This is a genomic window from Clostridium sp. HGF2, assembly GCF_964240115.1.
GTDB classification, from domain to species: domain Bacteria; phylum Bacillota_I; class Bacilli_A; order Erysipelotrichales; family Erysipelotrichaceae; genus Clostridium_AQ; species Clostridium_AQ innocuum.
The window spans coordinates 409097-435314 of record NZ_CAXSSO010000002.1; the positions used below are offsets into that span (position 1 = coordinate 409097).

Sequence of the window (26218 nt, forward strand, 5' to 3'; positions counted from 1 at the left end):
GAAATCTTTTTTTGTCTGCAGCAGAGATAGGATATGGAAAGCATGTTCAATTCCAGGGAATGGGGGAGGTATTTCGTCACATACGTTCCTGCACGTTGCACTACCCTTTCTTGAACAGGTCTGTAATAAACTGCTTCATAGGAGCTGTCGGAGATTTCATTGACTTTCCTTTTTTGGAATGATACATTTATAGGAAAAAAGAGGAGGAACGTTATGGGAACAGTAATCAATGCAGCTGCCGTGATTATCGGAGGGATGATCGGTATGCTGGTTAAGGGGGGACTACCGCTTCGTGTACGCGATTTGCTCATGCGCTCACTTGGTCTATGCACATTGTTTATCGGTATCAGCGGAGCGATCAGCGCTATGATGCAAGTGGATGGTACACGCCTGTAGGCGAACGGTACACTACTGCTGATTTGCTCACTGGGGATTGGTGCAGTTGCCGGAGAGCTGTTACGTTTGGAAGATCGCATGGAGGGACTGGCTCATCGTCTTCAAAGTATGGTAAAAAGCAGGGATGATAAATTTGTGGAAGGATTTGTGAGTAATGCGCTTGTCATCTGTGTCGGAGCGATGGCTGTTGTGGGAGCATTGCAGGATGGACTGACACACGATGCCTCCATGCTGATTACAAAGGCGATTCTCGATGGTATCATATCCATGGTTTTTGCTTCTGCTCTTGGAATTGGCGTAGTTTTTGCGGCCGTTCCGCTTTTTCTGTATCAGGGAGCCATCACCATTCTAGCCGGAACCCTTTCTCCGTTGTTCAGTGATACGCTCATCCGGAATCTCTCACTGGTCGGAAATGTACTGATTTTTGGTGTTGGAATCAATTTGTTTTTCGGTAAACAGATGAAAATAGGTAATCTGCTGCCGGCATTGCTGATACCGGTTGTCTGGGAAGCATTGCAATATCTTGTATCCGGTATGAGATAATCAATCTCTTTGACAGCAGTATGATGCAATACAGAAAGAATCATCCGCTTAATCCTGTCCATGTGCAAAAGCAATGCATATCGTTTTTGATAGCAATACGCTATGTTGCCGGTAGGAAAGGGTGCAGGGATGAGAAATCAATTCGGCAATAAACGTGGATTGGCGATAAACGCGGATAAAAGAAAAAGAACGCTGAGGGGGTGCGTTCTTTTTCTTTTAGAATTATAAAATTAAATGAAAGGGAGAAAGTATGAATTTCATTTGAGGGGGAAATTATCATACTTGGCAAGAGTTCCTCTTGCTGACTATAGTATACGAAAATGTTATCTGAAAAATATGTCGCAACTATGTGAAATTATGTAGTTGAAATCACGTACTGTTTTGAACATTCCGTTATTTCAAATGCTGCATTTTCTGTTTTGTTCATGATGATATTAAAGATCGTCTTCTCTGGCTGAATAAGAAAATAGAAACGCACTGCTTGGGGGAACAGTGCGCTTCTATTATTATCAGTTTTAAATGAAAGAGAGAAAGTATGAATTTACTTTTGGGGGAATTATCATACTAGCAAGCATTTCCTACTTGCTGCTTACAGTATACAAAATACTTGTCAATAAATAATGTAGATAATATGGAAAACTATGTTATAATACATCGTTTTCGTTTTACATTATGGGAAGCATACCGCGAAGCTGTGGTATAATGGAAAGGAAGTAAGCTGCCTGTACGGATAGCATGTGAGTGTTCATTTACAATGTTTGAACAGAGCTTATTTCGATTATGAAAGACTGAATGATTCCTCAGACTATATACAGTCTGATATGAAGGGAGGGATATTATGAAATTACCTTATGCAGCAGCTCCATGCAAAGTCTGATGGACGAATCGCTTGCATGGAGCAATGATTACGGACTCGTCCGCTGACTTTGCCTGAATACAATTCATGTAGAAAAGGAGCGAAGTCAAAATGAACAATATGAAACAAACAATAAAAGACCTGCATGTTTTTCTTGTACTCTGGAGTACGCAGGCATGCTCGCAGCTTGGAAGCTCTATGACGAGCTTTGCACTTGTCATATGGAGTCTGCAACAATCCGGAAGTGCTATGGTCAGCGCGATGCTTTCCATCTGTTCGTACACCCCCTATGTGATATTCGGCCTGTTTGCCGGATCCCTGTGTGATCGCTGGGATAAAAAGAAGACAATGCTGATCTGTGATAGTCTGGCTGCTGGCTCAACCCTTGTAATCAGTATCCTGCTGTTACAGGGAACGCTGGAGATATGGCATTTGTATATTCTGAATGCTGTAAACGGATGTATGAATACGCTGCAGCAGCCCTCCAGTGAAGTGGCGATTACTCTGCTGACTCCGAAGAAGCAGTATGCCAGAGCAGGCGCTCTGCGGATGTTTTCCAATTCATTGAACACACTGCTGGTTCCCGTTTTCGCAACCTCTGTTTATGCGTTGTTCGGTATGCAGACAATCCTGCTGATTGATCTGATCAGCTTCAGCGTCGCCTTTACAGCCCTGGCCTTCTTCATACGGCTGCCTGCTGTAGAAGCGGTGTCCGCTATAGAAAAACAATCTCTTCTGAACGGCGTAAAAAGCGGTCTTCACTGGCTGAGAGAAAATCGCGGTGTTCTGGACCTGATCCTGTATCTGGCTGCGATAAATCTGGTAGCCTCCACCCTGGATGCTGCACTGCCTTATATGCTGCTGATGCGCGAGGGTGGCAGTGAAGCTGTGCTGGGGGTAGTGAATACCTGTATGGGACTGGCAAATCTTGCCGGAAGTCTTGTTCTGATGCTGAAGCCGACGAGGCATCAACGTGTGCGATTGATTCACAATGCCCTGCTGATCAGCATGGGAACCGAAAGCTTTTTTCTGGCATTGGGCAGAGAACCCTTTGTATGGTGTCTGGGGGCATTTCTCGGCTGGCTGTGTATTCCGGCAATGAATACGAATATGGATGTGCTGCTGCGTGAACATATACCGCTTGATATGCAGGGAAGAGTGTATGCCGCTAGAAATTCTCTTCAATTCTTCACCATACCGGCAGGATATTTTCTGGGTGGTGCCCTCATAGATTATATCCTTGAGCCCTTCATGGCGGCACAGGGAGCATCCTCCCTGCTTGGACGTGCAATCGGTGTAGGCGAAGGAAGCGGTGCGGCTCTTCTGTTTCTACTGCTGGGTTTTGCGGGTATCGCGATTTGCCTGCTGTTTCGTAGAGATTCAAACATCTGGTCTTTGGAAACAATAGATGAACAACATAAGTAAAACAAAAGAAGCTCATGCTTGGGTTCATGAGCTTCTTTTGTATCTTATTATCTTTATATTTGAAAGGGAGAAAGTATGAAGTATTCTTGGGGGAATTTTATCATACCAGCAAGATTACCTCTTGCTTGCTTATAGTATACGAAAAACTTGCAGTTTAAATATGGCGCGATCATGGAAAAATATGTGGAAATCAGAATTGTGGCGCACAAATTGTGTGATAGCTCCCACAATTTTATGGATCGTGGAATAAAAAGGGGAAAAGCTGTACATACGAATACAGTCATTTTGGTATCAGCGGACACAGGTGATGGAAAGGGAAAATGTGGCTTTACAGTCATTCTTGCTGCTGTAAAGAGAAATCTATGATCCTGCATACAACAAAAAAGACGTTTGGGGGAACGTCTTTTTTGTATCATTATTATATAATTTTGAAAGGGAGAAAGTATGAAGTTATTTTTGGGGGAAATATGTCATACTAAGCAAGATTACCACTTGCTTGCCTATAGTATACAAAAAACTTTCCGTTTAAATATGGCGGGATCATGGAAAAATGTGTGGAAACTTGATTTTTCGTACACAAATTGTGTGATTAGCATTTCTAAGATGTCAAAAAGCACATAATTCATGATATAATACGATGCATAGGAAGGTGATGGATTTGCAGATTACAGGACTTGAGGAGCAGGATGTAGTACAGGCGGCTGCTGTAAAATTTCCAGGTAAATACATAGAGATGGGTGAAAGTGATCTGTATCTGCCGGATATTGAAAAGGGCAGCTTGACGATTGAGGGTATCGATCATCCCGTATTTGCCAGCACGCATTATGCCTATGAAGATAAGCTGGTAAATGGAAACAAGACCCGCTACAAGATACCTCTGACTACGGTGCTTGTAAAGAAGGATAAATATGAAGTAATCTATGACAGCTATGGGAAATATTATGTGGCTTATAAAGAGGAAGAGAAAATTCATTTTGTTCCATATGAGGATTTCTATGAGCTGCTGAAGCCGCTGATTCATATGAATGAAGAAAAAAACGAACAGGCGACATAGTTCGACAAATTGCGAAAATGAAGTGCTGTATAGTATGGGTGGCAGATGAGAAAACTGCTGATACGTAAATGATCCCCGAAAACTATCCCTAATTTACGTATAACATCATTCTATCCCCTATAATTTTGGAAAAGGCTCTGCATTGCATGCGGAGCCTTTTCTATACCGATAAGCATGTCCTGACGAACAGTTCTGTAAAATGTCATAGTACGAAAAAGGCTGTGTAATCCGTTTTTCAAAGGAGCCCTGTCAAAGAGGCAGTGCTGCTTTCGGATAATGAAAAACCGCCGATTTCTATCGACGGTTCCCTTGATTGTGTAATTAAATTACAGTTACGTTTGCAGCGTGATCTCCGCGATCGTTTGTATTGATCTCGAAGTTAACCTTTGCTCCCTCTTCCAGTGTACGGAATCCGGAAGTCTGGATTTCAGAATAGTGTACAAACAGATCCTGTCCAGCGTCTGTTGTAATAAATCCGTATCCTTTGTCTGCATTAAACCATTTTACTTTACCTGTACTCATATTAGTACCTCCTTATAATGTAGATAAGAAGCACTCTCATGGCATAAAAAAACACATATGTGAATTGTACAATGAGATAATTACAATTCCTGATATGTGAATATTGAAATCATAGTTATTTGCTTGTTATTACACTTTCAGTATAACACAAGAAATGAGAAAAGCAAGAACTTTCGTAATTATTTGCATTATTTGCAATATGGTCGTTACGATTCACCAATCTATTGTAGATATCAGCTGAGATAAGGGTAAATTATCGAATGGCAGTGAACTCATACATACAGGAGCAGCATCCTTGATTGATTTATTATTACCCGAAAGAAGTGCAATGATAGCCTGATGCATCATTTGATCACAATGGAATAAAACGTTCTCATAAGCACTTACTCTGCGGCATTTCTGGTTCGCAGCTGTTTATGATAAACCATACGCAAAACGCTAACAGTATAAGACGACAAAAATGTCTGAAGATTTGAAATGCAGAAAGAAAGTGCTGGTATAGTTCTGGCGGTTACTGCACTTCATTCGCATGCGTATATTATATATCTGAAAGACGATTCTTTATTGACAAAGTTGAGCATAGAGCTTATATAGAGAGAAAGCCAACTGTTCTTTTTGGAATTACTTTGTAAAGCGTATGCTTGCTGCAGTGCAGAAGGTTCGGCGGGCAGAAAGGTTCGGCGGGCTGGAATGCTTCACTGTGTAATTGCGATTCGTCATAATGTATATAACGCATCGGTATTTTGTATCAGACCAGGTTTTTTTACATATTCGTTTAGAACGTGAAAACGAATCTTTTGCTTCAGCAATCTTGTGTTCTTTTGCTCCAAAGACGATTTGATTTCTTTTGATATTTATTTGACTTTTCACTGAAAAAAGCATAGACTGAGGGTATTGAGGTATATAAAATGGTAAACTACGAAGAAAAGGTATTTCATCCAAACCTGGGCATCTGTGATGTTACAGGCATCGACAAAAAAGAAAAGCGTATGGTAATTACGGCAGCGGATGGAAGTACCTGTTCCATACCGTTCGAGAGCCTGCCACGAGTGGGTGTACGAAATCTGATGGAAAGTGATGAGGCGGATCTCATCATGAAGAAATTGTTTACTCCCAAACAGGAATCATCCCTTCCAGCCAGTCTTACGCTTATGCAGATTCAGCAGAGTATTGTAGACTACAAGCTGGAACAGCAGGTACAGCTGCTCATTGGTCTGCTGTATTGGAAATATGTGGAAGGTAAAAAAGGTATCCGTTATCAGGAATGTCTTTCCCGTATTGAGGGTGTACTCTGTGAGGAGCTGTCCTTTGTTCTTGACCTTTCTAAGGATCTTCTTGTGGAGCGTCTGGAGGATTGCTACCGCAGCATGGCATAGATTACAGAAAATGGTGCAGTCGCACTATTTTTTTATTTGCTGAATGCCGTAGTTTTATATGGGAAAACTGATAGATGATAAAAATTATAAATTGACGTATGTACCATCGTATGGTAAACTTAGTAAGTTATTACGAGTTTTTAACCTGCAATGATAGAAAGAAGGTAACAATGACAACATTTAATGAATTACAGATCAGCAGCGAGGTAATGAAGGCTGTTGAAGAAATGGGATATGAAAATGCAACCGATATTCAGGCACAATCCATTCCGCTTATTATGGAGGGCAAGGATGTGCTTGGTCGTTCAAATACAGGAACAGGTAAAACTGCTGCATTCGGTATCCCGGCGATTGAGAAAGTATGTCAGGGAACAAGATATCCGAACGCACTGATCATCTGTCCAACAAGAGAGCTGGTCACCCAGGTGGCTACCGAGCTTAGAAAATTTTCAAAGTACAAGGAAGGCGTTAAGATCGTTCCGATTTACGGAGGTCAGCCGATTGACCGTCAGATTCAGCTGTTGAAACGAGGCTGCGGTATCGTTGTCGGTACACCGGGCCGTATCATGGATCATTTGAACCGCCGTACACTGAAGCTGGATAATACCAATATGGTAATTCTGGATGAAGCGGATGAGATGCTGAACATGGGCTTTAAGGAAGATATTGAAGAAATCCTGTCCATGATGCCGGAGGGCAACGAGCATCAGACCATTCTGTTCTCGGCTACATGGCCTGCGGAAATTCTGCGTATCACCAAGGAATTCCAGAATGACCCGGTACGTGTGGAAATTAAGTCTGCACAGCGTACTATTGATACAGTAGAGCAGATTTATTATGATGCACCGCGTGGAAAAAAAGCAAATGCTTTACGTGTGCTGCTGTCTCATTACGATCCGGATTTGTGCATGATTTTCTGTAATACGAAGAAAATGGTAGATGAATTGTGTGATGAGCTGAATAAGCACAACATCAAAGCGATTTCTCTGCATGGGGATATGAAGCAGGAGTTCCGCTCCCGTGTTATGGAGCAGTTCCGTTCCGGAAATTATCCGATTCTGATCGCCACGGATGTCGCAGCCCGCGGAATCGACGTGGATGATATTGATCTGGTTGTGAATTTTGATATTCCACAGGATAATGAATATTACATCCATCGTGTCGGACGTACCGGAAGAGCCGGCAAGAAAGGTCTTGCTATCACTCTGGTAAGCGGTGGAAAGCAGCGTGCGGGAATCCGTGACATCATTCGTTATACGAAAACCAATATTGTCCGTCATGCGCTGCCAACCTGTGCACAGATGATGGAAGCCAACCGCAATGCTTTTGTTGCAAAGGTAAAGGAAGCATGCGATGAGGGCATTACTGAAGAAAGCATGGAGATTGCAAATGAACTGATGGCAGAGGGAATTGCTCTGGAAAACATTATTTCTGCATTGATTTCCATGACCTACAAGAATGAAATCATCGATATTGAAGCGGATGAGGATGTGAAGCGTTATGCATCTGCATTTGATGCTATCACGTTGAAATTCAATGTCGGAAGAAACAATGGTGTACAGCCGGGTAATATCGTTGCGGCAATCATTGAGGAATCCGGACTGAATGGAAAAGCCATCGGGCGTATTGATGTACGCAAGGATTTCACCCTGGTGGATGTGGAAGCCAGCAAGGTGGATGCAGTATTGAGCAATATGCAGCGCAGTCATATCCGCGGTGTGGAAGTCATGGTGGAAATCGACAGTGCGCCGAAGCGCAAAAACAGCAGCCGTTCCAATGGAAGAGGAACCGGAGGCGGTTATAATAAAGGCGGACGCAGCAGAAGCTATGATAACAGTGCTTCTTCTTCACAGCGTCGTCCAAGCAGACGAGCATCCGGAAGTCATGACAAGAGTGTTCGTAAGAGCAGAAAAGAGAAATAAGAAAGAAGCATCCCAAGCTCAAGGGATGCTTTTCCTTTATGTTTTAAGGTTATTGCTTGCTATCGGCAATGCTATCATTTTATTCTTTATAGGTAATCGTACGGTGCGGATAGGGGAATTCAATGCCTTCCTGATCAAAGCGTTTTTTAATTGCGATGCGCAGATCAGACAGCATGGCAAAGCCTTCTGAATTATCACGCGAGTATACGGTGGCACGCAGGGTCAGGGAAGAATCGTTGAAGGAGGTAAGACGAACGATAACCGGCTCCACATGGTTTCGCATATCCTCCTCTGTGCGGGGATCCACATAAGCGGGATGCCGTATGATTTCTTCCTTCATGATATTCATCGCCTTATCCAAATCACTTTCATAAGCGATGTCCAGTGTTAGAAAATTACCTTTTGTGTGATTGGTCAGACTTACATTTTCCAGAACGGCTTTGTTCATGGTGCTGTTAGGAATGATAACCTTTGTGTTTTCGTAGGTTCTTATCACCGTATCTCGAAGGGAGATATCCACCACGTAGCCTTCATATTCTCCGTTATTGACCTTTACCAGATCGCCGATTTTAAACGGCTTGAAGGTGGTAATCAACAATCCGTTTACAAAGTTGCCCATGGATTCCTGGGCCGCAAGACCTAATACCACTGCGATGATACCTGCACTTCCCCAGATTTTACCAAGGACACTTTCAAAAGGAGTCAGCAGAGATAAACAGCCGTATATGGCTATGGTGTACAGAGTGATTTTAACAATGCGCATAACAAACTTCGCATTTACAATTTCCTTTTTACGGATCCAGCGGTTGATTGCCCGTTTGCACAGCCAGGCACATAACAGAAATATCAGCATAATGACAAGGGATTGCAGGAAGCCGTATTTGAATAGGGAACCCTTCCCCCATTGATCTATATCCTTTACTATGTCAAACATGACAACACGTCCTTTCTGTGTGATATACAGGAATATTATACATGGAAATATGCGAAATATATATAAGAAATAAGTGGAATTGTGTGATTATATTGATATAATAATTATTTCATATATAATAATTTCTAGATAAGAAGGTGTCGAACGTGAACGTAAAAAGTAAGGTGCTAAAAATCAGAAATTTGCCCACAGACGGCAGAAAAATCGACCAGATCAACGCAAAGCCGTATCTGGTCATTGCCGTATTCCTTTTCATCGGGATTGCATTGCTGTTTACCCGTGTCTATCTCATAGGAATCGTAATAACCTTTCTGTTTCTGTATTGCCTGCTGTTTGTCAAAGATGTTGTACTGATAGAGTTTTATGAAAACTATGCGGTCTTTTATCTCAATAACGGCAAGGAGGAATGCTTTCTGCTGTTCTGGCAGGATGTAGCAAAATGGTCGATTACCTCCAGTCGCAATGATTTGGATGTGTTGAACATCGAATTGAAAAATCATCAGTGCATCTCGCTGAAATGCGTATCACGCAAAAAGGTGGAAAAATACTTTCTGCAGTATGCCACTCCCATAAGGGAATCCGAAATCACCAAGCAGCATGCTCTTTGAGCGGTTGCTTTTCTTTTCGCTTTCTCGTATAATGTTTTGTATTGTGATTGCTGAAGCAGGAGAAACCGACAGCTATCAGCAGTTCAAGCAGCAAAGCCCGTATGCAGCGGGTTACATGGAGGTAATTATGAAAACATATCAACAATATAAGGAACAGCTATCTGCACAGCTGAAGGGGCATCATCTACGGCTGTTTGCCATACTGCTTGTTTACAGCCTGCTGATATCCCTGTGTAAGGATTCTCTAATTTATATCATGGATGCCAAATCGCTGGTGTATTCCATCTTGAGTTTTCTTCTGTCCCTGTTTTTTTCACTGATCAACTATGTGATTCTGTTTCTGTTTATTCAAAGGGTTCGAAATGAATCCTTTGGTGTGAAGGATGTGCAATATGGCGCTTCACGCTTCATATATCTGATTCTGGCTGGGCTGATTGTCAGTGTGATACAGCTGCTGGTCAGTACCGTGGCAACGTTTCTCATCATGGTTCCGCCATTGTACTATGTGGGGATGAGTGTACTGAATGTCTTCTTTATCCTGTGGAACGCACTGATCGCCTATGGCGTATATGATGGTGTTACTCGGATCAAGGCACTCGTGATGGGGAGCTTTCAGTTGCTTTGGGAACAGATTCGTGTGATTCTTCGCGGCTCTCTTGTGTATATGATCTGGTTTGTTGTCGCTCAGATCGGTATTCTGCTTGTAGTGACGTCCTTTTTGGGGAATGATATCAGTAACAATCTGATGGAGGTATTCAGTGTTGCTGCCAATAATACACAGGCGCTGATCAGTATTATCGGTATTTATGCGCTGTATTATGTGGTGCAGTTTTATTTGCTGGTTCCATTATATCTGTTGAGTGCAAATGTGTATGAGGATGGAAAGGACCATTGGATCAATATAAAATAAGGAGGTACCAATCCTTCTGCAATATCGGCAGGAGGATTTTTTGTATTCCTGATTCAATATGATCAATATGATGCTGATCAATATGATTTGTTATAAAGCGTTGACAAAAAATAGTTAATAGGTTATTATAAAATTATAAATGGAAGCGCTGACATTATGGGGGGGAGGTGATTCTGTGAAAAGAAAGAAATTTATGCTTGTAGCATTGTTCTCTTTTGGATTCGCTTTATCAGCTATTTCAATAAATGCTGCATCATATGACTATGGCGTAAGTTGCAATGATAAAACTACAAGTGGGTATACATATGCTACTAATGATTCATGCAATATTAAATCAGTATCTCGTTATACAAAGGATGGAGCAAGTATTATTACACTAGCTGCTGATTATGGCTATAGAGATGCTAATACTGGTTATGCAACAACTAGACGCTCTTTACCGAGTGGAGGTCGTTACTTTACACGTATTGATGGTACTCATAAAGTAGGAAATAATACTTATTATAGTTCAGATGTTCGATAACTCTATTTTATTATGCGAATAATTCCTCCTAGGTACCTAGGAGGAATTATTCTAATAATCGAAAGAATAATTTTAAAGGGGGACTCTTATGAAAAAAAATTTCACTAAAGTAATCGCGATGTTTATAATGTTTTCCTTGTTAAGCGGCTGTAGCGGCAAGCAGACACAGAAAGTTGATGAGAAAGCTCTGCATTATGAAGCTGATTATGCTACACTGAAAAATTCTATGGCATCTTCCTCTTTCATGGCAGATATTAAAGGTGGGGCATTATTGTTCCCTGTTTATGAAAATTCTGAAGGAACACATAAATATACAGTTTTTTATGATGGCAAGAACACAAATATAATGGATTCAAACCCTGAATCCGGCTGTGATTTTGACAATGTAGATAGCTGTAGTAGCATTTCTGATGAAATGCGTTCAAATTATACTGTATATGGGGATAAGCTTTATTATGTAGTAGAGGCTTTTAATAAAAAAGATCAATTAACAGAGACTATTATAAGAAGTAATTTTGATGGAACCGAGGAAGAACAGCTTCTTTCTGTCACAAAAAGTGATGATGGTGAGGATGTTTCCTTTGCCTTTACAATACATAAGAATATTTTATATTATGCAGACAGCAACAAGGTACATGCTTATGACCTGTCTGATAACGAGGATGAAATATGCTTTGAATTAGAACCTGATACAAATATTGTAAATATGTTTTTTGAAGATGATAGTGTATATATAACTACAGAAATCTATAAGGATAAACAAGAAGTCATAAAGAATGCTATATTGAAAGGATCACTTACAGATTACAGTATGAAGCTCTGGCAGAAGGAGAAAAATGTTTATTATGCAAACAGCCAGTTTTTAATTGAAGTAGGTAATGGGGAAAAAGAAGGTGTCTTTTACTATGATGTTGCATCAAATAAGAAAAAGAAATTATTGGATACCTATTCTTTTAGTGCCTTTGTAAATGATGACTATATCGTATTATGCGATATTGACATGAAAAATCTTTATCTGTTTAACAGAAAAGGTGAATTGCTTGATAAGACAGCTTTAGAACATATGGAAGGATTGCCACAGGGAATCATCCATCACTCATTTTATTTTGCAAATGGAAATAAATTTTATAGGTATCCGATCAAAGAAGATAAATTCCAAAAGTATGTACAAATTGAATTAACATAAGGGGGTGCCTCATGTTATCGTTAAATGTTCAAAAGGTGACGAAGAATTATGGGAAAACGGTAGCCGTACGTGATATGAGCTTTGTGCTGCAACCGGGGGTTTATGGTATTATTGGACCGAATGGCGCAGGGAAAAGTACGCTATTACAAATGATTACAACGAATTTAACGCAATATGAAGGTACAATTTCTTATTGTGGAGATGAAATAAAAAAGATGGGCTCTACCTATCGCAATATTCTTGGCTATATGCCGCAAATAACAACGGGATACGGCGATTTTACTGCGAAGCAGTTTTTGTATTATATGGCAGCACTAAAAGGAATAAAGAAAGAGGAAGCGGAACAAAAGATAAAGGCATTAAGCAGTATACTTAACCTTGATACTTATCTGAACCGGAAAATTAAGGCCTACTCCGGAGGGATGAAGCAACGGTTATTTTTCCTGCAGGCGTTATTAAATGATCCAAAGGTACTGGTCCTCGATGAACCGACGGCAGGCTTGGATCCATTGGAGAGAATACGGTTGCGTAATTATATTTCTACGATTGCAAAAGATAAGATAGTTTTAATAGCAACGCATGTTATGCAGGATATTGAGACGATTGCAAAAGAAATTTTATTCATAAAGGAAGGGAATCTGTTATTCGAAGGTAGTATAACGGAGTTGATTGAACGCTTAAAGGGTAGGGTACAGGAAACATTGATTGCTGAAGATGTATGGGAGGAATTTCAGAGAACACATAAAATTACAAGGTCATTGCGTTTGGATACTGTATTTCATGTACGCTATATAGTTGATGAAGTCGGTGAAAGCTCTGTTCTCCCCTCACTTGAAGATGCTTATCTGTATTATATGGGATAATTTATATGCAGCTTATACGATATGAGATAAGGAAGCTTACATCAAAGCGCAATCTGATCGTTGCCATCCTTCTTCTTCTTTTTGCGACATTCACCTTTCTGTATATGGAACAATTACAGAGCAATGATGTAATGGCGAAATATAAAGATGTTTATTTCAGCATAAATAAACAATTAAATGGCAAAAATCTGCAGGATAAAAAAGCATGGATAGAAAAAAAGCATACATTCTTCACACAAGTGAAGCAATATGAAGAGCAGCTTCATTTAACGGAGGCCTTTCAGGATGATACGGAAGCACAGAAGGCTGATGCAGATTTTCTATCAGAATATCAAAAATTACTGCAAACGGATATCTATACGGATTTGAATGCTCATTTACAGATATACCAGTATCTCCATACCTATTACAATCGTATAACAGAGTATCAAACATATCTGGATGGTATTCTGAAGAAAACGGATTTTCTCAAAAATAATCCCATGCATATTACGATATCGGATGAAAAGCTACAACAGTTGGAATTCACAAAAAGTACCTACGAAAGGCTTCGTAATACAAGCTTCAGTGACGAAGGCTTCCTTGTTTTTGAACGTTATGTGACAAGCTCTGTCTCTATCATGATTTGTTTTGCCTGGTTATTTATAGCGATTATCGTATTACAGAGCGATGAAAGTGCAGATATGACATCCTTGATAACAACTACGAAATATGGAAGGGTCGCATCACGCTTTTCTAAATGCATTGTTATCTTCATTACAGGTATTTTGCTTACGATCCTAATTGAAGGGGGATATCTGCTTCTCCTGCAGGGATTGTATGGCGGCATAAATTGGGAAGCATCCATTCAAAGCATACCTTCTCTGTATACAAGCGCATTTCAAGGAAATGTAGGTATGTGGTATGGTATAACATTTGCCATAAAAATCATTACAGGATTTACTTTAGCTATGATATTTGCATGTTTGTATCAATGCTTTCAGAAATTCTCTATTCTTTTAATGAGTGCATTGCTGGCCCTCTCTTATCTGCTTTTCCAGATTATTTCAGTCAACTCTATACTGCGTATCTTTCATTACCTCAATTTATATGAAATCAGTAATACACATACGTTTTATCAGGATTATATAGTATTTACATTTCGTTCTATTACAATATCATTAGCTGAACTCCTATGTATATGTATCATCATATGTATGTTACTTTTTACAGCGTTATTCCTGTTTTTACATAAAAAGGTCAGGATCCCCAAATGGAATGCTCATTCGATTGCGTTTGTACAGCATACCAGTCTGTTGATACATGAAATTCAAAAAATCATTGTTAATAATAAATTCTTTATCATATGTGTCCTGCTGTGTGTTTATCAGGGGAATTATAGTTATACAATTGCCAGTCAGCGACAGGACTCTGTCATTGAGGATAAGGTGATAGAACTATATAAAGAATATGGCGGTGTACTGAATCCTGTTAAGAAGCGTAAAATTGAAAAACAATATAAGCTGTATGAGGAGCAGGAAACAGAACTGGAAAAGCTAGCTGCAGAGAAAGATAGGGGAATGGCGGCATCGGAAGCAAATTACCAGGCTTTATTAAAAAAGAGTATGGATCAAATAAAAGACAAAGCGGCGTTCAAGATTTTTTATAAGGATTATCAGGATGGTGAGGTACTCGTTTATAAAAAGGGATATCAGGCTATTTTTGCTATGAATACACAAGAGCGGGATATTCAAATGAGTATTCTGCTGATTGCCTCCCTTATATTTGCTTTACATGGAATCTATACATTTGATCAGCAGAAAAAGGAGTATATACTGTATGAGACTACAAAAAAAGGCAGAAGGTCGAGGAATAGAGCTAAATTCATAGTTGTACTAATGGTGTCGGTATTCATGTATTTATTTTACAATCTTAGTGACGCACTTGCATTTCATCAACTATATCCGATGTTTCAATGGGATGCCCCATTACAAGCTGTAGTACCTGATGATTGGAGTATTGCATCTTCATTACCGCTTGAAATTTCATGTTTGCAGTATGCTTGTTTGCTGTATTTCATCCGGTGCTCGGGTGTAGTGCTCAGTGGCTGTATCGTAGCCCTAATATCTAAAAAGTGTGAAAATCCTCTTGTTAGCTGCTTTTTGAGTTTATTTATATTATTGTTTCCAATGATTCTTTATTATAACGGTGCTGATTTTATCTTGTATGTCACTGTCTTTGACTTGGTTCAGGGAAATCTCTTTCTATATCATAATTTCAATTTCATTAAGTATTTGGTGATTATACTATTTCTAGCGGGCTCATCTGTGAGGCGATTTTCATTGATACATTCAAAAAGGAAGCTTTAATATCGAGCAATATTCATCCATATGGATTTCCTGCACAGGCTTGTTTTTGAAAGGTACATAAAATGCAATAAAAAATTCTTCCTGCAATATCGGCAGGAGGATTTTTTTACGTAAGAAATTTTATAATAGAAGATTGATTTTCCAGAATGCTTTGATTAACTGTGGTGTAGAAAAAACTTGATTATCGTGCATTTAAATCCACAATTTATTGATTTTTCGCCATAAAGCGATGAATTCATGCTATGATACAGATATCTAGTGATACATTGAAAAGAGCAAAACTAAAAAGCTTTCGCAGTACGTTGATTTATGTATCCTTTTTCTCAATTCGTATGTCTGAATTATGAAATTAAGGTATAATATATATAGAAGGCGGTGATATTTTGAAAAAAGCCATACCAATAGGAGTTAACGGTTATCAGAAATTACGGGTTGAAGATTATTACACAGTTGATAAAAGCAGGCACTGCCCACCCATGGCATGCTTTCAGATTTTTTCGATGTTACCAAGAATTCAGCTAGCATTTTTGACGCTTCAGCAATATGAGAACAGAGTATGCTTCCTATATAAATACGTATCCAACAATATTTTTATCTTTTGCGGATGCAAAAGAATCTAAGAGGAGGATAGTAAAATCTATAAAGGAGCAATTATTAAATGTTTATGATGAATATGCATGTGTTTTAGAAAAACTCAGTATGTTTGAAAAGCCTAAATTTGATTTGATTTTACGGGGATTATCTGATCTTGAAGACGAAAACTTGGAGCTAGTTGACCATGCAATCAGCTTTTTAATGAAAAAATGTCATCAATATTACAAAAAACGCGTTATGTTGTTTATAGACGAATAGGTGCTGCCCGCCCAAGGCGTGACACACCGTTTATTGAAGCCCATACACAGGGATTTTATAAAGAAGTGAGCGGTGCCTTATCAGCACTCCTGCATACGGCTTTGAAAACGAGTGATGATTTACAATTTGCTATATTGACAGGCATACAGCGCGTTGCGAAAGAGAATACGCGTAAGGCGGGCAGAGGCCTTTTTTCTGATTTAAATAATCTGCTTGTATGTACAGTAAAGGATAAAGAATATGCAGAATACTTTGGATTTACAAAGAATGAGGTAAAAGACTTGTTAGCATATTATGATTTGAAGTATACGGATGAAGAACGCGCATTATATGACGGTTATAATATGGGAGGCGTAGACATTTTTAATCCTTGGTCCATTATCAATTACGCGGAACGTAAAGTATTGATGCCTTACTGGGTGAATACCAGTTCTAATAAAATGATAAAAGTGGCAATGAAAGATTGTGATGCTTCATTTAAAGAGGGATATGAAGAATTAATAAGGATCGGAACAGTTAGAACACTTGTAAATTTCGAAACATCTTTTTATGAGCTAAAGGAAACAAGCAGTTTATGGGGGCTGTTTGCGCCTCAGGCGGGCAGTGCCTGAATGCCGGATATCTAACCGTACAGGATACGCTTGATTCATTACTCGGAAGATATGAATTAAGAATTCCTAATAAAGAAATCATGAGTGAATTTAGTGCAATCACAGCACATTATCTTCATGTAGATGAGAATAGTATCGATGTTTTAACAGATAAACTCCTTCAAAAAGACTGGAAAGGGTTTTTGCGCGGATATCGTAAAATTCTGATGGATACTATAAGTTATTTTGATTTAATCAATGAGAATTCTTACCAGACGCTTCTATTAGGTCTTCTTATGCGGTTGGAAAATGCTTATGAAATTTCGAGCAATCGGGAGCATGGTGAAGGTAGGTATGACATTTTGTTAAGCAACAAAACCAGTGGAGAACCCTCACTGTTGTTTGAATTGAAATATACAAAGGACGAAAATATTGACCTTACAAAATTGGCGAAGCTTGCATGTGATCAAATCATAGACAAGAAATATGATCACGATATGCAAAATGTTATTAAAGTAGGACTTGCGCATCGGGGAAAGCAGGTTGAGATGTACGTTCATGCGTGATATCAATAAAATACAGTATATACATGCATATCCTGTTTACTGAAGTCTTCCTGTGCGGCTTGCAGGAGGATTTTTACATATTAAGGAAATCTTAGGCACTAAAGATAAGAATCAGCAATCAAACATCGTCTATGGAAACTATTCATATCTGAGCACCGCCTGCACAGTTCCAATCTTATCCTTTTTAGCATTTCCCATTTTACATGAAATATGGTAGAATAACCTATACCTGAGGTGATATTATGAAAACTTGGAAAGACTTTCTTTCATTTACCAATATAAGAGAACGCATTGCCAGTCTGCTGATTATGCTGATGCTGCTCAGCATTCTGTACTGCTCGATTTACAGTATGGGAATTTCGGTTGTCAGCCGGGCAGGCAGTATGCTGGTATCCTACCTGTTTCTCTATCTGATCGTTGTTGTGGCTGCCTATGTATATCTGATTGTCATGTTTCAGTTTATCCGTACCAAGCGGGAAGATATACGTACGCTTACGATGAAGGACTATATGTTTCCTCTCATTGGGGTGCAGACCCTGCTGTTTGTCGTAATGGTGGGGAGCAGCTGGCTTTCCTTTCAGCTGATGCTTGCGGATATGAGCAGTATCAATACCATACTGACTCCAATCATGCTTGTGCTGATGATGTTTTATATTCCGGTGCAGGTATTTGCCTGCTTTGCCATTTATGACGGGGCGCGGAATCCGTTTCTCATCATAAAGGATGCCTTTGTTAAGATCATTCGGCATTACCGTTCTTCCTTTTACAGTATGCTGGTCATCTTTTTAATTGCTTTTGCCTATACCTCGTTCATGAATGCCTTTTTCCAATATGGAACCCTGTTTGCTGTAAACAGCGGTGTCGTTGATATCATGACCCGCAGCAATCCATTCATGGATGCGATGGAGCTGGGACTTTCCCTGTTTGATAATATGCAGCTTCTTCCTGCCTTTCTTGTATCTGTTATCTATGGTGTTGTCATGTGTCTGGTGCTGGTATTCTACTATACCTTTATGGTGTGTATCTATGATGAGGATGTACACGTTTAAGCTTTTTACATACGATAAAGCAGGTGATTGTAATGAATAATGAATATGATATCCCGTTTGTTGTAACACTGCACATGAAGAATACCTATGCTGTACTGCGTGTACATGTAATCAAAATTGAGGGGCAGCCCTATGTGCTCCTGCAGCTGGAACCGTTGATGAATTAACGGTTCTTTTATTTTGTAGAACAATTTCCATGTGGGCTCATATACTAGAATGTATAAGAAATGAATCGCTTATATGAAGAAGGAGGATAAAGATGAGCAAACGCTTATGGAACGTCTTTTACCGCATGCTGCCTGTCAGCCTTCTGGAAACGGCACAGCCGTGCATAGAAAATGCGAGCATGGATATTGTCATAGAAGAGAGGATGCGTGACGGTAGTGCCAGAGACATACGCAGAATGCGTCATGTCAAGGTCTGTCACTCTCAGAACGAATGCTGTTATTATGATGTACCCATCGATCCGGCTACCGGTATTGGAAAAATCACGATTTCCGATATCCAGGCAGTACAGCATGTCATCGTACAGACGGATGAAAGCGGACAGCAGATGATCAACGGGGATGAGGTGGATATCACCTATCTGGTGGATGAGGAAATTCAGCAGGAGGACTACGCCACAGTGATCTACACGAGTACGACCTCTCACCGCACAGTCCGCATCATCAATCAGCAGCTGGGTGAGACACAGCTGCATGTCGTAAAGAAATTAGTAGATATGAATGGGGACCCGCTGGAATTTCAGAGGGACATGGCATTTACCCTGCATGTCATGCAGAATGGGCAGGAGCAGTGTGTTACCCTTGATGCATCCAATGACTTTCAGGAAACCATCTGTGACCTGCTGCCAGGCTATACTATGGTTGAGGAAAGCGGATGTACAGGGTATCTGACCCGCTGGAGATTCAATGATGAGGGAGAAACCTCGGATGGCCGCTTTGATCTGATGCCGCAGGAAAATGAACTCGTCATGATCAATGAACTGCGTGCAGACACTGTATTGAAGATTGAAAAGTATATTCGTATGGAAAACGGACACCTGTGCAAGCCGGGCTGTGGTGAGGTTTATCAGGTTCGCGTTATCTCTGACAGCGATGATCGTCTGATTGAGCTGAGCGAGGATAATGACTACTGTGCCATGCTTTGCGGACTGCTGCCGGGCTATTACGATATCAATGAGCTGAGTGATCCGATGGAAGCGAATCCGGTTTATATCGTAAATGGCCGTGAGGAGCAGTGCTATGCCAATGTAGAGCTGAACGACTGTAAGCAGGCATCGGTTATGATTATCAATTCACAGCAGAATATGGGACTTTGTGAAGGTATGACCTCACCGCTTCGTATCTGCAAGTTTATTCGCAGCTGTGACGGCAGTGTTTCCAAGCCGTCGAAGGATCTGCAGTTCATGGTCATGGTCAGCGGCTGCGGTATGAATGAAACCTTTAATCTGAATGCCAGCAACAACTTCTGCGTGGATATCGCGAATTTATGCAATGGGGAATATATCATCGAGGAAGTGAGCTGTAATACCGATTATACGACAAGCTATGTTATCAACGGGGGAAGAGAGAGTACTAGTGCCTGTATCCGCATCAATGGTGACAATGCCTTCTGTGTGTCCGTCATCAATGAGGAACGCAATGCAGGTACGGTCAGCATCTGCAAATATGTGCGCAATGAATTCGGTGATTTGATTAAGCCGCAGAAGCATCAGTGCTTTCATGTAACCCTCAGCTCCTACTTCTGTAAACGCTGCTTCGAGCTGAATGCGGATAACGACTGGTGCATGTGCTTCGATGATCTGCGCTTCGGCAGCTATGAGGTGCGTGAGGATGCACCGTGTGAGTATGAGGTCAGCTATCAGGTCAACTGCGGACGGGAGTGCCGTCATGCCCGCTTTGTTGTCGATGACTGCTGTGAAAATGAAATCCGCATCATCAACAGTGTTGCGAAGAGCAGCTGCGGTGTTTTGAAAATCTGTAAATTTGAAGAAACACGAAGCGGTGAGCTGGTCAAGCCGGGGCGCGATGAGGAATTTGAAGTATGTGTGGAAAGTGCCTGCTTCAAGGAAACGTATCTGTTAAAGGCCGGAAACAACTGGTGTGTCATGCTGGAGGGTCTTGCGGCAGGAGAATACCGTATTACCGAGCTGGACAGCTATGATTATGATGTTTCCTATATCGTCAATCAGCAGGATGAATGCGATGCCATCGTGTATATGGATGGGTCCAATCAGGAGGTCAGCATCATCAACCGCCGCCGCAACAGCGGTATGCTGAAGCTGCGTGGTGTTGTTCGCTGCTGCAACGGGGACATGCAGCGTCCATCCAGAGGCATGCTGCTGGATATCCTGGTCGAAGGTAGAGAGTGCAGTGAGCATGTCTGTCTGCGTGCGGAAAACAACTGGTGTGTGATTCTGGATCAGCTGCCGCAGGGACGCTATCGTATTGTGCAGAAGGATAATCTGGGCTATCGCGTCAGCTACGTCATAGACGGCAACGAGGAAAGCTTCGGCAATGTCGAGCTGGGACAGTGCGATGTGGAGGTTCTGATTGTCAATCAGGAAAGCGACTGCACAGGAAGTGTCCGCGTTACCAAGTATATCGAGGATGCGCATGGGGAGCTGTTCATGCCGTGTCCGCAGGATGAATTCCGCTTCCTGTTACAGGGACAGGGCTTCAGCCGCACCTACCGCCTGTGTGCACGCAATGACTTCTGTGTATATTTCGATGATCTGATGGAGGGAAGCTATGAAATCAGTGAGGTCGATGAAAACTGGAATGTCCGCTACCGCGTCAACGGGGAAAGCTGCGAGCGTGCCTGCTTTACACTGGGACGTGATGATGAATATATCGACATCATCAACAGTGAACAGCGGCAGGGCGTTGTAACGATTGAAAAACGCATACGGGATGGAAACCGTATCGTGATGCCGGATGAGGATGCCGTATACCGTGTGCTGCTAAAGGGCAAGAACTGTCATGAGGTATATGAACTGCATGCCGGCAATGATTTCTGCATCTGCCTGAGCAATCTGGCCAACCAGCATTATGAGCTGCGTGAGCTGGGCGGCGGTAAGCATGTATATGACATCAACGGGGAATTGCATGAGAGCTGCTACTTCCTGTTCGAGGGAGAAAGCATGCATGTTACGATCATCAACGAAGAGGAGCGCTGCGGCTGTATGCTGCTGGAGAAGCGTATCGCGGATGCAGACGGTAACCTGGTCATGCCATCCTATGGTGAGTCCTTCTGTGCCATCGTGGAAAGCGATATGTGCACACAGAAAATCGAGCTGAACAGCGAAAATGATTTCTGTGTCCGCCTGTATGATTTGCCGCAGGGACATTATGAGGTACGTGAGGTTCCATGCGAGGGCTATGAGGTCAGCTGGCTGATCAATGATCTGCCGTGTGCGTCTGCCGTCGTGGATGTGTGTGATGAGGATGTCTGCATCACCATGGTAAATACACCGTGTCCAAAGGGCTGCATCCGTGTTGGTGCACTCATGGAGGAGGACGGCGTTCGCCGTGATCTGTGTCCGGGCGAAGAGGTACGTGTGGAAATCGTCAGCGAGCATTGCAAGGAAACACTCTGCCTGAACAGCCGCAATAGCTTCTGCGATGAATTAAAGAATCTGCAGCCGGGCTCTTATACACTGCGTGTGCTTGATGCCGGTGCGGTTCGCTTTGAAATTGAGGAGTGTGTATTCGAGGATGTTGTCTGCATTGAGTTAAACGGGGAATGTGTAAGCGTCTGTGCTGTGATCAAGCAGCCGCGCCGCGCCGACATCACCGTTACCAAATGCATGGAAAACGGATTCAAAGAACGCTTTAAGCCGGAACGAAACGACACCTTCCGTATCCAGCTCCTGCATGATAAGGAAAAACAGGAATGTGTTCTGGACAGAAGCAATGACTGGACAGCGACCTTTTGCAGGCAGCCAAACGGCGCCTATGAAATCCGTGAGCTGGGGAATCATGAGGTCCGTTATCAGATCAATGATGAGTGTCCGAAGGATAGCGGATACTTTGAGGTCAGGGATGAAGCTGTAAACATTACCGTGCTGAATGCAAGCGAGGCTATGGCGAAGCTGCATCTGGAGGCAGTCGTCAAGAATTGTGAGGATGATCTTACAGCGCCGTCAAAGGACATGGTGTTCCATATGCAGGTCAAGGGGAAGCATATGGATAAGACCTTCGTGCTGAATGAGCGCAATCACTGGCATCAGGCGGTGGAGCTTCCGCAGGCGGAATATCAGGTCATTCAGAAGGAGGATCCGCAATTCAAGGAGCTGTATTATCTGGTGGATGATGCACGCGAGTGCGATGGTACAATTGTGTTATGCAGTGATGTGCATGTACAGTCTGTCAATGTAATGAAATGTGCATTGGGAAGCATCACGCTTTCCAAGTACATGCGCGATGCATCCTGCGGCTGTCTGAAGAAACCGCAGCAGGAAGAGGAGTTTGAGGTGGACGTCAGGGGAGAAGCGTTCCATCAGATTATTACGCTAAACTCCTGCAACCGCTGGAAGGAAACGCTGGAGCATCTTCCGATGGGGGTATATGAGCTGCGTGAGCTGAATACAACGCATGATGTCAGCTATATCATCAACGGGGGTAAGGAAGTAGAGAGTGCTGTCATCAATGTGGAAGCGGAAAACGTGGATGTCAAGGTAATCAATGAGGAGAAGCAGCCGCATGAGGGAAGCATTGAGCTGTGCAAGCTCATTCGTGACACTGAGGGGTGTTACCGCTATCCATCCGAGCAGGACAGCTTCTGGGTACGCATCAAGGGAGAAGAGGAAACAAGCAGAGTTCTTCTGAATTACGCAAATCACTTCTATGCCAGCCTGCGCAATTTAAAGGACGGCTGGTATGAAATTATCGAAGAGAGTGGACAGGAGGGTGTTCGCTATGTCGTCAATAATGCGGCACCGCTTGCAAGGGGAATCGTTCATGTCATGCAGAATGCCAATACGGTGAATATCATCAATCCGCAGGGGACAGGAAACACCGGCAGCATCACATTGAGCAAATATGTAGAGGATGCACAGGGACTGCTGAGCAAGCCGCAATCAGGCAGCTATCGCATCCATGTTTCCTCACCAGGCTATAACGAAATCTTCACATTATCCTCCAGAAACAGCTTCACGGAGACGATTGGACCGTTACCAAGCGCAACCTATGTCATCGATGAGCTGGATCATGAGGATGTCAGCTATATTATCGACGGCGGTTCTCAGGTGGATCGCGCCATTGTGGCAGTGAATGGCACTGCGCATCAGGTACAGGTCATCAATCGGGAGCAGGTAGCGGAAAGCGGCAGCATCACCATGGCCAAATATATTCGTCAGGATGGTATGCTGATGCGCCCGCAAAAGGATGCGTCCTATGTCTTCCTGGTATCCGGGCCTTCCTATAATGAGCTGATCACACTGGATGCCTCCAACCGCTGGATGCGCGTGCTTTCGGATTTGGCAGCAGGGGATTATGTCATCAGCGAAACGACGACGATGGATGCTGTCAGCTTCATCATCAACGGGGGGGATGAAGTGGACCGCGGTATCATCCATGTGGCAGGTACCAGCAATACCGTTCAGATTATCGATACACCGCAGGTATCCGGCAGGGGCAGTATACAGCTGGATAAATATATGCGCCGCAATCAGAATCTGGTGCGTCCGGATGAGGATTTTGTTTCCACCATTCATATCTCACGACCGGGGTACAATGAGGTCTTTACATTGAATCGTGAAAACAACTGGTCGCTGCTGGTAGATGCTCTGGAGGATGGCGTGTACGTCGTGGATGAGGTCGATGACCGCTATGATGTGAGCTACATTGTCAACGGTGCAAGTGAGGTTAACAGCGCTATTGTCAATGTGGAGGGCAACGTCAGTACCGTGCAGATTATCAATACGGTGAAGGAAGTCTTCGGCAGTATCCGCATCGAGAAGTTCATGCGGGTAAATGGCAAGCTGGAACAGCCGGCACAGGATTTTGTGACCCGGGTACATGTATCCAAGCCGGGCTACAATGAGGTGTTTACCCTGAATGCAGCCAATCACTGGAGCATCCTTGTCAAGGATCTGATGGATGGCTGGTATGTGATCGATGAAGTGGACAGTGATGATCAGGTCACATATATTATCAACGGCGGCAGCGAGGTCGCAAACGGCATCGTGCATGTTGAGAAAAATTCCAATGAGGTGGCAATGATTGATGCAGCTGGGGGAAGCGGTGGCTCCATCACGCTCTCAAAGCTTATCCGCAACGCCAGCGGACAGCTCGTTTTGCCGAATGATACCCAGCGCTTTGTTGTTGCGGTAAGCGGTGCGGGAATGCAGACAAGCGTCGTTCTGCAGAAAAGCAACAGCTGGAAGACCACACTGCGTGATCTGGCAGCGGGAACCTATCAGATTTCTGAACAGAATCCGGGCGGCTATGAGGTGACGTATATTGTAGATGATGCGCAGGAAAGCTCCACTGCTACGGTGGAGGTCGACCGTGATGCGCACAATGTCAGCATCATCAACGCCCAGCGCAGCAGCTATGGAAAGCTGGAAATCACGAAATTCATTAAGCAGGCAAACGGTACGCTGATCCGCCCGGCGGATGGCGACCAGTATGTTGTGGAAATCTATAATATGACGACGATGCGCCGTGTGGAATTGAACTTCGGTAATTCCTTCACCTATGTGGTCAACGATCTGCCGAAGGGGACCTACAGCATCCGGGAAATCAATAATGATCAGTTCATCACAACCTATCGGGTAAACGGGGGAGCGGAAACCGATAGTGCTACCATCACCATGGGGGATGCTGTCAGCAATGTTGTGGAGGTTATCAATGAGCTGATTGTCAACCGCAGTACGATTGAAGTATTCAAGTATATGCTGGACGATGACGGCAACTATCTGCCGCCAAGTGCTCCGGATACGTTTAGATTCCGCATTCGTGGGGAAGGAATCGATCAGGTGTATGACCTGAATGTGGATAACAGCTGGCATCAGTCACTGACAACGTATCCAAGCGGTGCCTATGAGGTGCAGGAGCTGGATTCCTCTTATCCGGTACAGTATCTGATCAATTCGCCGGAGCTTGTGGATGAGGCGAAATTTACCGTACTGCCGGGAACAACCGTAGTGGTTGGTATTATCAACCGTACCAGTGGTGTACAGAACGGTTCTATGGAGCTGACCAAGCGGGTTCGCAACGCACAGGGGGAATTGCAGCGTCCGGCGGATTCCCAGTCCTATGTCATGCAGGTGTCCTCCGATTCCTTCAACCGTTTTGTGACGCTGGATAAGGACAATGATTTTACGGCGCTGCTGGAAAATCTGCCGTATGAGACTTATCAGATTCAGGAAACCAGTGGAAATGGAAGCGTCAGCTTTCTTATCAACAATGAAGCGGAAACGACACAGGGCATACTGGAAATCATCAGCGATACAAGGAATGAAGTGACAATAATCAATACAGAAGCACAGGCGTTTTATCGCAGCAATGCGGCAAATACCGTGAAAATTGTAATTGAATAAGAAGGGGAAAAGACCTTGAAAACAGGTCTTTTCTTTCATTTTGTATACATTTTCTTTCATGTAGTGAAAATAAGCGGTGCAAACTTTTCAATTCCCAAAATAATTACAAAATTCCCTTGAAATCCAACGAAAAATTGCTTAAAAAT

The 26218-nt window shown here is 42.5% G+C and carries 18 protein-coding genes and 1 pseudogene; 17 read left to right on the plus strand and 2 right to left on the minus strand.

Features of this window, described 5'->3' with window-relative positions:
- Positions 1–213 precede the first annotated feature (213 nt).
- The 3 genes and pseudogenes from ACESPQ_RS05780 to ACESPQ_RS05790 all read left to right on the plus strand — a co-directional run bounded on the left by ACESPQ_RS05780 (position 214) and on the right by ACESPQ_RS05790 (position 4274).
- A pseudogene (locus tag ACESPQ_RS05780) lies at positions 214–939 on the plus strand (DUF554 domain-containing protein).
- Positions 940–1906: 967 nt separating this feature from the next.
- Positions 1907–3220 carry an MFS transporter gene (locus ACESPQ_RS05785; protein ID WP_009587860.1) on the plus strand — a complete coding sequence of 438 codons (1314 nt, stop codon included), beginning with the start codon at positions 1907–1909 and terminating at the stop codon, positions 3218–3220.
- A gap of 637 nt (positions 3221–3857) precedes the next feature.
- Positions 3858–4274, plus strand: a complete 417-nt coding sequence (locus ACESPQ_RS05790; protein ID WP_224727245.1) for a hypothetical protein — start codon at positions 3858–3860, stop codon at positions 4272–4274.
- 321 nt (positions 4275–4595) lie between these two features.
- Here the strand turns inward: ACESPQ_RS05790 and ACESPQ_RS05795 are convergent, their stop codons facing one another.
- Positions 4596–4796: a cold-shock protein gene (locus tag ACESPQ_RS05795; RefSeq protein ID WP_002608255.1), complete on the minus strand. Its 201-nt coding sequence runs from the start codon at positions 4794–4796 to the stop codon at positions 4596–4598.
- A gap of 908 nt (positions 4797–5704) precedes the next feature.
- Here ACESPQ_RS05795 and ACESPQ_RS05800 point away from each other — a divergent pair.
- Both ACESPQ_RS05800 and ACESPQ_RS05805 read left to right on the plus strand, forming a co-directional pair.
- Positions 5705–6172, plus strand: a complete 468-nt coding sequence (locus tag ACESPQ_RS05800) for a CarD family transcriptional regulator (protein ID WP_257270868.1) — start codon at positions 5705–5707, stop codon at positions 6170–6172.
- A gap of 170 nt (positions 6173–6342) precedes the next feature.
- Positions 6343–8094: a DEAD/DEAH box helicase gene (locus tag ACESPQ_RS05805; protein ID WP_002608257.1), complete on the plus strand. Its 1752-nt coding sequence runs from the start codon at positions 6343–6345 to the stop codon at positions 8092–8094.
- A gap of 79 nt (positions 8095–8173) precedes the next feature.
- On the opposite strand, the gene ACESPQ_RS05810 is transcribed toward ACESPQ_RS05805, so the two are convergent.
- Complete coding sequence (locus tag ACESPQ_RS05810) at positions 8174–9028, minus strand: mechanosensitive ion channel family protein (RefSeq protein ID WP_109770419.1); 855 nt, start codon at positions 9026–9028, stop codon at positions 8174–8176.
- Between the two features lie 146 nt (positions 9029–9174).
- Between ACESPQ_RS05810 and ACESPQ_RS05815 the strand changes: the two genes are divergently transcribed.
- The 12 genes from ACESPQ_RS05815 to ACESPQ_RS05870 all read left to right on the plus strand — a co-directional run bounded on the left by ACESPQ_RS05815 (position 9175) and on the right by ACESPQ_RS05870 (position 26072).
- Positions 9175–9636: a hypothetical protein gene (locus ACESPQ_RS05815; protein WP_373144066.1), complete on the plus strand. Its 462-nt coding sequence runs from the start codon at positions 9175–9177 to the stop codon at positions 9634–9636.
- A 127-nt stretch (positions 9637–9763) separates the two neighbouring features.
- A complete protein-coding gene (locus tag ACESPQ_RS05820; RefSeq protein ID WP_373144068.1) occupies positions 9764–10546 on the plus strand; it encodes a hypothetical protein in 783 nt (260 codons plus the stop codon).
- 175 nt (positions 10547–10721) lie between these two features.
- The gene (locus ACESPQ_RS05825; RefSeq protein ID WP_002608261.1) at positions 10722–11069 is read left to right on the plus strand and encodes a hypothetical protein; all 348 of its coding nucleotides are present in this window, start codon (positions 10722–10724) and stop codon (positions 11067–11069) included.
- A gap of 88 nt (positions 11070–11157) precedes the next feature.
- Positions 11158–12255: a hypothetical protein gene (locus ACESPQ_RS05830; protein ID WP_002608262.1), complete on the plus strand. Its 1098-nt coding sequence runs from the start codon at positions 11158–11160 to the stop codon at positions 12253–12255.
- Between the two features lie 11 nt (positions 12256–12266).
- Positions 12267–13118 carry an ATP-binding cassette domain-containing protein gene (locus ACESPQ_RS05835; RefSeq protein WP_002608263.1) on the plus strand — a complete coding sequence of 284 codons (852 nt, stop codon included), beginning with the start codon at positions 12267–12269 and terminating at the stop codon, positions 13116–13118.
- 482 nt (positions 13119–13600) lie between these two features.
- Positions 13601–15466: a hypothetical protein gene (locus ACESPQ_RS05840; RefSeq protein WP_257377184.1), complete on the plus strand. Its 1866-nt coding sequence runs from the start codon at positions 13601–13603 to the stop codon at positions 15464–15466.
- Between the two features lie 543 nt (positions 15467–16009).
- On the plus strand, positions 16010–16318 hold the full coding sequence (locus ACESPQ_RS05845; RefSeq protein ID WP_257270866.1) for a hypothetical protein: 309 nt from the start codon (positions 16010–16012) through the stop codon (positions 16316–16318).
- A complete protein-coding gene (locus tag ACESPQ_RS05850) occupies positions 16270–16929 on the plus strand; it encodes an AAA family ATPase (protein ID WP_109770414.1) in 660 nt (219 codons plus the stop codon). The genes ACESPQ_RS05845 and ACESPQ_RS05850 overlap by 49 nt, the downstream gene beginning before the upstream one ends.
- Entirely contained in the window at positions 16893–17474 is a 582-nt protein-coding gene (locus ACESPQ_RS05855) for a PD-(D/E)XK nuclease domain-containing protein (protein ID WP_257377183.1), read from the plus strand. Before ACESPQ_RS05850 ends, ACESPQ_RS05855 begins: the two co-directional genes overlap by 37 nt.
- Positions 17475–17716: 242 nt before the next feature.
- Complete coding sequence (locus ACESPQ_RS05860) at positions 17717–18523, plus strand: hypothetical protein (protein ID WP_002608268.1); 807 nt, start codon at positions 17717–17719, stop codon at positions 18521–18523.
- Between the two features lie 32 nt (positions 18524–18555).
- Positions 18556–18690 (plus strand): hypothetical protein, encoded by a 135-nt coding sequence (locus tag ACESPQ_RS05865; RefSeq protein WP_002608269.1) that lies wholly within the window; start codon positions 18556–18558, stop codon positions 18688–18690.
- 92 nt (positions 18691–18782) lie between these two features.
- Positions 18783–26072, plus strand: coding sequence for an MSCRAMM family protein (locus ACESPQ_RS05870; RefSeq protein ID WP_373144069.1), 7290 nt, complete (start codon positions 18783–18785; stop codon positions 26070–26072).
- The last annotated feature ends 146 nt before the right edge of the window (positions 26073–26218 follow it).